Origin of the sequence: Massilia sp. LjRoot122 (assembly GCF_964252725.1) — a bacterium.
Lineage (GTDB): Bacteria > Pseudomonadota > Gammaproteobacteria > Burkholderiales > Burkholderiaceae_D > Telluria.
This window is the reverse complement of sequence record NZ_CAXUPB020000007.1, coordinates 1-8773: the sequence shown is the minus strand read 5'-3', so window position 1 is coordinate 8773 and position 8773 is coordinate 1. Positions and strand designations below refer to the sequence as shown.

General features: G+C 55.4%; 5 protein-coding genes. 4 read left to right on the top strand and 1 reads right to left on the bottom strand.

Going from position 1 to position 8773, the window contains the following annotated elements:
* Nucleotides 1-399: 399 nt before the first annotated feature.
* The 4 genes from ACSQ25_RS25930 to ACSQ25_RS25915 are packed head-to-tail and all read left to right on the top strand — an operon-like array spanning nucleotide 400 to nucleotide 6616.
* Complete coding sequence (locus tag ACSQ25_RS25930; protein WP_436108618.1) at nucleotides 400-1158, top strand: TnsA endonuclease N-terminal domain-containing protein; 759 nt, start codon at nucleotides 400-402, stop codon at nucleotides 1156-1158.
* Nucleotides 1136-3295, top strand: coding sequence for a hypothetical protein (locus ACSQ25_RS25925; protein WP_436108617.1), 2160 nt, complete (start codon nucleotides 1136-1138; stop codon nucleotides 3293-3295). The genes ACSQ25_RS25930 and ACSQ25_RS25925 overlap by 23 nt, the downstream gene beginning before the upstream one ends.
* 41 nt (nucleotides 3296-3336) lie before the next feature.
* Nucleotides 3337-4845 carry an ATP-binding protein gene (locus tag ACSQ25_RS25920; RefSeq protein ID WP_313318683.1) on the top strand — a complete coding sequence of 503 codons (1509 nt, stop codon included), beginning with the start codon at nucleotides 3337-3339 and terminating at the stop codon, nucleotides 4843-4845.
* Complete coding sequence (locus ACSQ25_RS25915) at nucleotides 4814-6616, top strand: TnsD family Tn7-like transposition protein (RefSeq protein WP_436108616.1); 1803 nt, start codon at nucleotides 4814-4816, stop codon at nucleotides 6614-6616. Before ACSQ25_RS25920 ends, ACSQ25_RS25915 begins: the two co-directional genes overlap by 32 nt.
* Nucleotides 6617-6692: 76 nt before the next feature.
* On the opposite strand, the gene ACSQ25_RS25910 is transcribed toward ACSQ25_RS25915, so the two are convergent.
* The gene (locus tag ACSQ25_RS25910; RefSeq protein WP_436108615.1) at nucleotides 6693-8477 is read right to left on the bottom strand and encodes a TnsD family Tn7-like transposition protein; all 1785 of its coding nucleotides are present in this window, start codon (nucleotides 8475-8477) and stop codon (nucleotides 6693-6695) included.
* Between the last annotated feature and the right edge of the window lie 296 nt (nucleotides 8478-8773).

Genomic DNA, 8773 nt, shown 5'->3' with positions numbered 1-8773 from the left:
ATGGAACCTTGATTATCGCTGTCGAGTGCACAGCGAAAGGCTCGCTCCAACCTGTGCTCATCTGTTCGCCACGTGTGAAGCGGTTACGTTACAGGTACCGAAACAATCAGCAAGATCTAGGTCTTCCAGTACTTACTTAGTGGAATCTTTAGCTTGGTGACGTTCCCAGGCAGGTGCTACTTCACCTTGAACTAACCGTTTTTAGCTTTAGACTGATTGGATTGGATTGGATGCAGGACTCCTGGCGAGCTTACATAGCGCGCAACAGGCGGCATGATGAGACGGGCACCGATCACTTCAGATGACGTCAGCAGATGGAAGGCTCAAGGGCTCGGTTTAGGCGAAACCGTGAGCTACAAACCTTGGATTGACGTTCGATGCTTCTCATCGAGAGGACGCATGAGCCGTCGGCCAGGCGTGACGACTGGTAGGATGCATCATCTATTTTCTGACAACGAAAGTTTCTTCTTTTTGATGGCGGACTACGCGGCCGACGTCGTTGATATCCGGGAACAATTTCCACTATTTCCGGAGTCTGCAACCCAGCGCATCGCATCGTCGTTGGAAGTCCATCACCCACGCTACCCCGGAAGCCGAACACCGATCGTCATGACGACCGATTTTCTGCTGACGAGGATTGATAGGGCTGGCAAGCGGTCCCTTGTAGCCTATAGCATCAAGAGCGCGGACGACTTGCGTGGTCGAGGCCGGAAGTCTGTGCTCACCAAACTGGAGATTGAGCGACGGTATTGGCTATTGCGCGGTATCCCATGGTACCTGTTTACAAACGCTGAATTCGACAAGACAGTCATCGACAATCTAGAGTGGCTCAGCTACTTCACGGTAGATCATGGCGTTCATCCGGATGCTTTCGTGAAGCAGCTGCCCCGGTTTCTTGAGGCGTTCAATACACCGTCCTTACAAGATCTAACGCTCGCGGAGCGCTTGCGGGAATGCACGGCAGTGTTGAGTTCCGCTGTTTCTCTTGAACTGGCGACCGACATGTTTCGCTATTGTAGTTGGCACAAACTGATTAACTTGGACCTACGTGTGCCCATCGGTTTGCGCTGTATTCCAGTCGTCTTATCCGTCCGATCTGACCCTCGATTCACCTCTGCTAAAGAAGGTGGTCACAATGGAAATATTGCATCTTGCTGAGGTATTCGAGGCGGTGCCGAACGTTGTAGAAACAGGCTTTGCCTGTCCGCAGCGTGTTCTGTGGGTCGTGCCGGACGAAGACGTGCTCGTGGCCATCGGCATACAGAAGAATTTAAAGAAACCGGGTGTATATAGCCTGCAGGAGGTGATGCGGCTTCTAAACGATGGCCTGCTTCAACGAATCGAAGTGAAGCTGCGACCATATGTGTTTCAGCCTGAGGAAGCGATCTTGCGCCGGAGTCTGGATGTTAGGGATCGAGCTTGGGCGATTATTAAACCTCTGGTCCGCGAAGACTGTATTCCTGATATCTATCTGCCGCGTACCCGTGGCCGCCTGATCCTGGCGCGTGCTGCGGAATTAGAGCTCGATCCTAAGCAGGTGTACCGGCCTTTGTATCGATATTGGGCGTACGGTAGCTGTATTGATGCGCTAATTGCGTGCTACGACTTGTGTGGACCGTCTGGTCAGCGGCAGAAGGCAGGATCGAACAAACGTGGTCGACGGCCAGACCGGGTGAAGCTGCAGAACGATCCATCGGTGCTTGGGCCGTCGAGAGCCGATGTCCAAACCAAGATCGTTCAGGGAATTCATGCCTTTCTGAAGCCCGGTGTGACGATAAAGAAGGCTTGGGAGGATACCAAGCGGACATACTTTAAAACCGGGGAGATTGAACACGGAAACCTGCTGATCCCGGTACTACCTGAAGATCACGAAGCGCCGTCGCTACACCAGTTCAATCAGGTCGTGAAGGAGATGAATCAGGATTTTTCACTTACCAAGCGAAACATCAGCACGACTACTTGGAACCTTAAGCATCGGGGAGTACTCGGATCCTCTAAGAGCAGGGTATTTGGTCCCGCGGCACGGTTCGAAATCGACGCAACCATCGTAGACGTCTACCTTGTATCGGTGTTCAATCGTGCCTGGCTGATCGGGCGGCCCGTCCTGTATGTTGTGGTCGATGTCTTTTCCCGAATGGTGGTGGGTTTTTATCTCGGGCTCGAGGGGCCAAGTTGGGAAGGCGCTAGGTTGGCCTTGTTCAATGCATTCTCATACAAGGCCGATTTCTGTCGGCAGCTAGGCATTGATATCGGCCCGGATCTTTGGCCTTGTCATCATCTGCCTCACAAACTACTGTGCGATAACGGCGAGCTGAAATCCAAGGCCTCAGATGCGTTACCAAAAGAACTCGGCATCACTATCCAGAACGCTGCGGTTCGCCGGCCTGACTGGAAACCTAATGTGGAGCAGCAGTTCAACCTCATCAATAATCACACCATCCATTTTGAGCCGGGGGCATTGAACCGCCGGCTGGACGAGATGAAGCGACGCCACTGTTCGCTCGACGCTTCGCTGACACTTCCTGAGTTGAGCCGGATCCTGGCCTACAAGCTGATCAAGTACAACTTGTCTGCATATCGCGCTCACGCACTGCCCGAAGAAATGCTGGGAGAAAATCTCATGGATGCGACCCCACTAGCGGTTTGGAATTGGGGGATGGAGCACCTGACGGGAGGAGCGAAGGTGCTAGAAAAACAGAGGGTGTGGACGAAGCTTTTACCGGCCGCCACCGCATCGGTCCGGCGTGACGGTATCTATTTCCATGGGCGCCGTTACGCCTGCGAGCGAGCTATCCGCGAAGAGTGGTTTGCACGGGCAAGAACGAACGGCAAGGTCGAACCGATCGAGATCCGTCATCTGCCGTATGCGCCTGCGTCCATCTGGATTCTCAACGCCATATCACGCGAGTGGGAACCCTGCGAACTGTTGGACGACAACGAGAAATATCGGCTGGCACGTCTGGAAGAGATGATTGATCGCGCCAAGTTGCTTGGTTTGGAAGCAGACCACAAAGCTTCGGCGCTGCGGCAGGTGTCCGCCACACTGGACGCCGAGTGCGAAGCGATCACGGCGGCCGCAAAGGAAGCCGCGGCGCAAGCCAAGCAGGGACTGAGCAAGACCGAGAAGAAGGCGAATGTGCATGCGAACCGGGCCTTCGAGAAAACTGCCGAGCGAGTTGAACACGCGCGTGAAGCGGCGCAGTCGTATTGCGAGCCACCGGCGCAAGACAATGTGGTGAAGTTGCGCCCCGATATGCGAAAACAAAACCCACTCGACGACATCTGGAGTTTGTAAAGAATTGGCGCCGGGAGCGGTGGCCATACTGGAGGCAGCTAATGAGTACCGACCATTCTTCTCCTGCGTATGTTGAGCAGAATATCGCAGAGTATCGCGATAACCCGCTCATAGAAGCACTTCCCCCGATCCTCACCGAGAAGGAAGCTGCGAGGGCAATGGTCCTGCGTCCGCAGATTCAGCCGGAAGAGCGTGCGATGTCGACCGAGGAGCGCTGGCACCTCCTTGCACGGCTCAAGTATGTCGTGATTCCTCGCCTGATTTTCTATGACGTCGAACGCACTATCTCGCGCCTGCTCCGGGCGGGCTACGTCGTCCGCAATCCGTTCGAGGCGACGACCTGGCGCAGCATCTATACCGCCCAGGATCACGAGCAGTGGCGAAACCTCGACTGGCAACTAATCCCGTGCGAATCGCAACTGTTCATCGTCGGGCTGAGCGGGTCTGGAAAGACAACCTGCGCCGATGCGATCTTGCGAACATATCCCCAACAGGTCATCCATCACGCTTCTTGGCGAGGGCGCCATCTGCCGATCACGCAACTGGTATGGCTGAAAGTGACCTGTCCCAAAAACGGTTCGATCTCGAGTTTCTGCCGTGAGTTCGCGCGACAGGTAGATGCCGCTCTCGGCACTGGCGGCAAATACGAAAAATTGTTTTCAAGGACAGTAATGCGTGAGGACATGCTTGAAGGGGCCATGCGCCAGATCGCTGCGACCCACTTCCTCGGCATCCTGATCATTGACGAGATTCAGCGGCTCAGTTTGCAGAAGACACACGGCACGGCCCCGTTGCTGCATTTCTTCCAGGATCTGCGCACAACCCTTCGGGTGCCGGTGGTGGAAATCGGTACCAGCAAGGCAGCCAACCTGTTCACAAATGAAATGAAGGACGGCCGCCGGGCTTCGGAAAGCGGCCTGATCCAATTCGAGCGGCCGCCAAAGCGTGTGAAGGAGTGGGATGATTTCGTTCGGCGCATCTGGAGGTATCAGTGGGTCCGACAACCACAAGATCCGGATGACGAGATGCTCGATACGGTCTTCGATCTTAGTCAGAGCATTCCTGACTTCGTCGTGTTGCTCTTCAAGCTCGCGCAACAGCGTGCCATGCTCGATGGCACTGAAACGTTGACGCCGAAGCTACTGAGGCAGACGTACGATGATGGGTTGGGATTGCTTCACCCAGCGATCAATGCGCTACGCTTGAATACGACAAAGTCGCTGTCGCAATACGAAGATTTGCTGCCGGTCGACGAAGCCCTGGCGAAATTGCTCGAGTTTCCCAAACATGTCACGGTCGTGCAGGATCATCTTGATCAGCTGTTTCCGGTGACGGGTTTTGCCGCGCCGGCAGCGGAGACCGGACAGAGCGCATCACCACAGTCGTGTGACGGTAGCACCGAACCCGGCGATTCCGGTGCGGTCGATCCAGCACTACCTCCTGGGTACGTGGACATGCGGACCGCGGCGGATGCTGATGATCCGCACAAGTACCTGGTCGAGAAGGGGGTGATCAGCCATGAAGGCGTCAGCCTGGGCGGTCGTCGATAAATGGGGTGCGAAACCATCTGCAGCCTTAGAAGGGAAGCCGGCAGGAAGCGCTGGCGATATCGTCGTTCCCGAAGAGACGATATTTGGCATCGTGTCCCGCTACCATGCACTGACTGGCCATCCGACCTCCGGGGACACACTGATCGAATTGCTGGGTCGCCGATGCGTGACGCTGGGCACGGCCTTTCCCAGCGGCCTGAACGTGATCTCTAAGCATCTCCGGTTGCAGGTGAACACTATCGAAGAACTGATTGAAGGACACACGATTCTCCCGTGCTTCAGGCCGTTTATGAACCTTGCCCACTACACACGGATTGCCAATTCGATGGCGACGGGCACGGCAACCAACACAAAAATCGCTTTGGGACTGTTGGCAAGTCGCGTGGGAGCGGAAGACGTGCCACGTTTCTGCCCTGTCTGTGCTGGTGTCGACTGCGAGACAATCGGCATAGCGACGTGGTATCGCGCGCATCAGTTCCCGGGTGTCCTGGTTTGCCCGTACCACGGGGTTCCTCTCGTCGCATTTGACTGCCTGGCACAGCGCTTGAAACGCACGCAGTTATTTCTCCCGGCTGCAGCCGCGAAGTGGAGCGGAAAGAGCAATGTTCCCAATGTCGATGAGCAGGAACGCGAAAGATTGGTTCTTGTCTCGCGGCTCATTGCGCAGTTATTTTTGTTGCGCACTGTGCCGGTAAATCCCTTGACCTGGCGGAACCATTACCTTGCTCATTTGGTGGACCGGGGCTTGGCTACAACCAGCATGAGGGTCCATCAACGGGCGTTGCAAAGCGAGCTCCTCGGCTTTTGGGAAAGCTTGAGAAACCTGCCTCCGTTTGATGGCATATTCGCGCGTTGCAATGGGGAGGACTCGTGGTTGACGAGCCTTTACCGCCGGCCTCGCGCTACACACCATCCGCTGCTGCATGTCCTGCTGATCGGGTTTCTGGCCGAGAGCATCGAATCCTTTCTCTGGACAGATATCCCGTCTCTGGTGACTAATTCAGCGGCTGACGACCGGGCATCCGCAGCCACGGAATGCAAGATTGCCGAGCTGGCGGCTGAGGGCCGGTCGATGCGTCAGGTGGCAAAAGAAATCGGCCTATCTGTCAATGCAGTCTTGGTAAAAGCGGAAAAAATCGGCATCGGCTTTATGCGCAGGTCCAAGAAGCTCGATGTCACGGTTCGTTCGCGAGTTTGGCATGCTTTGGCGGCGGGCAACGCCATCGCGGATATTGTGAAAACGACCGGAATGTCAGCATCAACCGTTAATCGCATTCTGGGAGCAGATCGCGGCCTGCAAGCTCAGCGTACCGCCAGCCTGCGGGTGCAGCGGCAGGCACATGCCCGTGGCAAGCTTCGAGCCGTGACGGGCGCGACACCATCAGTCGGATTTAAGGCGCTCAGGACAGCACTTGGCGCCGACTTCACCTGGTTGTATCGGCATGACCGCGCCTGGCTCCAGGCTCAACTTCCCTCCACGCCCCGGATTGTGGAGCGGACCTCGTCAGTGGACTGGTGCATCCGCGACAGGGCGATGGCGGAGCGCGTGACGTTTGCGGTTGTAGAGATACTGGAACCGTCGAGACGTCCGACACGTTTGACGCTCAACGAGATCGGGCGATTCACTGGCAACGCATCGTGGCTCGACAAACATCTTGCACGGCTACCCCGAACGGCAGAACTGCTGTCCCAAGTCCTTGAACCAGCTGCGGTGTTTCGAGCGCGGCAACTTGCGTGGCGTGAGAAACATACCGAAGACGCGCTAGGTTAGCCGCTACACCGAAAGTTGAAGGGAACTGATGCGGATCTCTATTTTTTTGGGCTTGATCAGGCTCGGCAATCTAGGTCTAGCTCTTCGTATAGTACTTGCGGCCAGCGGGAGGAAACTCACGCGCCGGGCAGGGGCCAGGCCAGTCGCGTTGGATGCCGTGTTCTGCAAGCAGCCGCGTTATGGTTTCAGCGTCGTAAGAGACCGATAGATCGACATCCTGAAAAAAATCCATTAGTACGAGAGAGCGATGGTATTCCACTCCCGACCGGGCTCTTGCAATGCTGATCGCAGCATGCTTGTGCGCTAGCTTGGCCCACAAAATCCGCCTGGCATAGAAGTGCCAGTTGGATTCCGCACACTCTTCCAGCGCTTGCAGAGTTTCTGGAAAGGCGTACTGACTGAGTGCTGTAGGATTCCAGCCGGTGTCTTTGGCGAGACGGTTGATCGTAACTTTTTCTGGCTTGCCAACGGATGCATACAAGGCTGCGGCCGTCGCTCTGATCGAGCGCGCCCGTTCGCCGTCTTTCTCACTCTTGTGCGGAACTCTTGCCGGGCCAACCGGCCTAGGTTTCAGCTGCTGAAGCTTGCGTCTTAATAGGGTAACCGCTTCCAGATCGAGAGAGACAAGTCGCTTCATCATCCCATAATGCGATTTCCACAAATCTTCGATAGAGCAATTAGGAATATCGCGAGCGCGATCTGTAAGCTCGCGCAAAAGGCTTGCGATACGCTGCTTTATGCTCGGCTTGCTTGTCCTGCTGGTACCGATACCGCTAGTTCGTCGTTTCATAGCGGGCCGTTCAGTGCCAGCCGTTCGCTCATTCCCGCTGCTCGAACCGATGGAACTCAGGAACTGGGTGGCGTCGCGAAACAGAAAATGCGCAAACAACAGATGGCGGCCGAGCGGTGGTTCTGTAACGCTGGAATCATTCAGCATCTTTAACCATTCACTTAGCCGATCTTCGCGATAAGCTGCATCCGTCCTTCTTAGAAAAGCTTTTCCATAGAATTTTTCCATCTCCGTCTTCAGTCGGACATGGCTCACTCTGTCGTTGCCCCAACTGTAGCCAGTTGCACGCGCGCGCTCACGATAGCTCTCGACCAGCACGCGTGGTGACACCGTTGAGTGTGGGGCCGACTGCAAAAGCGTCGCAGAGAACTGGGCATAGGACAGCGCGATGGGATCTGCTTCCTGTGCGTGCGGTATGCTTTCGAAAACATATTTCTTGCAGGTGCATCGCCGCCAAGGTACGAGGGAAAGATTGCAATGTCGGCTGAATGCACACTCGCAGTGAGGGCATTTGTATAGCAAGGGGGAGGCGTGCTTACTGCACACTTCTACTCCAGGTATTTGATGCGATCGGTGAATGTAGCGAACACCATAGACATCCATATCTTCACGCAGGCATTCTAGGCAAAGTCGGATTGTCTCGGTAGAAAGCCGCTTTGGTGTGTTCGCCGCGTTGTTTGCGGTTGCTCTACTTGGATTGGCAGGGAACGACAGTCCGTTGAAAATTGCAAGTAAGGGGTACAGCGTATGCGCGCGCAAGATCTCTAGCGTGCAAGCTTCCACATCCTCACCTATCCGCGATGCGAGCATCTCGACGTGCGGGGGGATCCAGGCAGACAAGTTGAACGGAGCGCAGTTGAATAACTCTTGGAAAGTGGTGGTCGGCGTCCCATTAGAGCTCAGGACATGGAACCGCCCGATAACGGAAATGATGGCTTCATCTGGTAAGGACGGCGCGACGAGATAATGCTCGGGCCCAGTTGTTGCTAGGGGTATAGGCGTGTCGTCCTGCAGCACCTGCCCGTGGTGACTTGGTTGCACTAGAGAATCTGATGATATTCTTGTTGCCATGACGGTACCGCTGTCCTATCTGACGAGCCCTAGGTTCACCGTGCTGGCTCTTACTTTAGGCCGCGCAGCGATTGTGGACAAGGGGCGCTCGACTGGTTGGAACTAGAATCGGCCCCTGACAGCTGACGACTACCGTTTCAAGCATCTGTGTACCGCGGTTTGACAAACATTGGCGGCACGCCAAAAGACACCCTTCCGCTGCAGAGCGAGATTTGACAAACATTGACGAACCAGTAACATGCCTAAGCTGTTGATTTTACAAGCGCGGATTTGACAGACATAATTCCCCTCTCTCA